Source organism: Pyrobaculum sp. (assembly GCF_049971835.1).
Classification (GTDB): Archaea; Thermoproteota; Thermoprotei; order Thermoproteales; family Thermoproteaceae; genus Pyrobaculum.
In genome coordinates this window covers 1-2,185 of sequence record NZ_JBMFKV010000265.1, presented here as the reverse complement: position 1 = coordinate 2,185, position 2,185 = coordinate 1, and the positions used below count along the sequence as shown (strand labels likewise).

Below are 2,185 nucleotides of genomic sequence, written 5' to 3'. Positions count from 1 at the left end.
CCGCCAAGCCCCCCGCCCACCCCCTCCCTAGCCCTCGGCGCAGTGAGAGGAGAGGAACTGGTGGTGTGCGGAGCCCACCCACCCAACCCAATAGAAGCCGCACACGAGCTGTGGCACACCCTCACCCCACAGAAGAAAACCGAACTAGCCCTCTGGATCACCAAATTCATAGCACATATAGTAGACAGCATAAACCTCGACGAGGCATACCACAAAATCACAAGAGAAGGCTGGAAAAACGCATACAGCGCAATACTAGGCAATGTGCGGCAAAAATTAAGGTGGTGAGAAAAACAACGGTGAAGCCCCACTCCGCGGCGCAACTCATGATAACGAGGTCATTACACTGTCTAGCAGTTAAACCATGCAAACTTTAGAGATTACGTAGGAATCATAATGCTTATATAGTTGCTTTAACCTACATAATTATGAAATATATTGCATATTTATTATTATTTGCTATGTGCATTTATGGTATCACTGTGACCGCAACTTGGCACTTTGAGAACTACGGCGTGATAGTTGATGTAAGATACGCCGCAGATATAGAATCCACCATCTCAAAAACCTACATATTGTGGCCCGGAGAAGAGCTTGCGCTCTCGTTCCAGCCAAAGAGCGGTAAATTAACTCTAGACATATCTGTGAAACAAGACTTGCCCCTGATAGGCGGCCTACACTTCAGCCGCGAAATTGACATAAAGCCCGGCGAGCGGCGCGAAATTGAGTACAGCGTACTGCCAGGGGTCAAGCTAAAGCTCTACGGCAAAATCGACGTACAAGCCACAGTCGTATCTAAAAACGCCGAACCTAAGACAGCCACATGCACTATACCCTGCGAGAAAAGATTTAAAATTTACAACTCAGCGGCATTTACCACGATCTTCTATGCAACCCCCACCGTCGGGCTGGACCTCTCAGCTCTAGGCTTCTCCAAAAAACTTCTTGAAAAGCAACTCGGTAGCCAGGAAATGAGACCACCAGTCATTCATAAAGTAAGCTACATACTCCCACAAATGCTCACCGCAGTAGCCATCATCATAAACCTAGCAGCCGCCATATACGCGCTAAAGACACTATTACAAAAACAGAAGCCGCCACCAAGCTAATAACACATCACTCTCACTCCCAGACCACAGCACCGCCGCCTCACCCCCCTTACGACCTACAACATAACGAATACGGCCAAGATAAACGTACATCAGATCTCCCTCCAGAGACATATCACAGAGCCATCTAAGGAGCTGTCACATATCTAACACGTCATCTACAAGATCGGCACACCCCCAGATCTCTAAGCCCCAAATTCGCAGGAACATTTAATTCGCCTCGGCCGATACTCTCCACACTTGCTAGATTATAGAGAATACGGTTAGCTAGAAAGTGGGACACATCCCACCTATGCAGAAAAAAGGCGTGTTTATCTGAATTCCACGTATAGAAACGGCAGATCCACCCTGCCGCAACTAGGTATCTCCACCTTATGTTGCGTCGTGTAGAAATAGGCAGAAAAGGACTTGCCCCGAGATGCGTCAAAACTAGCATCTCCGAGCACGACGAAGGTCTGCGTCCCGCCCGTCCACGCCACGTCCATTCCTATCATCTCGACCACCTTGGCGATTCTCTCTATTACGATCTTGCCAGCTTTTTTAGCACGTTCAATTACCTTCTTCCCCAGATCCACGCCGGCGCCCACGTCCGGCGCCGTCAGCGAACCTGGACACTCCTGGTAAAACCAGCCAGCCAGCTCACTTATCTGGACGTTGTATTGAGGTATCTGCGAGCCAGTCCCCGTGTAAGTTCTGTAATGAATAGTTGTTGAGCCCACCACCTGGGCATCTGGTGTGTTTGTGACGTCGGCCACCCCCATCACGATGGTGTTGCCGCTGATCTGCACCCCGTTTGGATACACCCGGTACAGCCAGTCTTGATCCACCAAAAGACACCCACTCACATCGGCTATGTAGTACTCGACTCTATACACCTCGTACCTCCCCGACATCCATAGATAGATAGCGTAAATCCTCCCGGCGGGAGGTATGGCAGACGAGCGGGCGCCGCTGTACTGCGCCCCGAGGGTGTAGGCGAGGGGCTCTATTCTGAAGGATATGTTTACGAAATCGGCCACGTCCTCTTGCAACGCGATGCCGTAGCTAAAGCGTTTTTCGTAGACCGAGGCGAGCCC

1 protein-coding gene and 2 pseudogenes are annotated in these 2,185 nt (G+C 50.3%); 2 read left to right on the top strand and 1 reads right to left on the bottom strand.

Annotated elements, in window-relative coordinates:
* Both ACP5J3_RS13495 and ACP5J3_RS13490 read left to right on the top strand, forming a co-directional pair.
* Window positions 1-288: pseudogene (locus ACP5J3_RS13495) on the top strand (hypothetical protein); the annotation flags it as partial.
* A 140-nt stretch (window positions 289-428) separates the two neighbouring features.
* The gene (locus tag ACP5J3_RS13490; RefSeq protein ID WP_428496161.1) at window positions 429-1,109 is read left to right on the top strand and encodes a hypothetical protein; all 681 of its coding nucleotides are present in this window, start codon (window positions 429-431) and stop codon (window positions 1,107-1,109) included.
* Window positions 1,110-1,420: 311 nt separating this feature from the next.
* Here the strand turns inward: ACP5J3_RS13490 and ACP5J3_RS13485 are convergent.
* Window positions 1,421-2,185, bottom strand: a pseudogene (locus ACP5J3_RS13485) (hypothetical protein); the annotation flags it as partial.

What these genes read in the sequence shown, in the direction of transcription:
- ACP5J3_RS13490 (WP_428496161.1), top strand. Translation starts at nt 429, where the DNA reads ATGAAATATATTGCATATTTATTATTATTTGCTATGTGCATTTATGGT.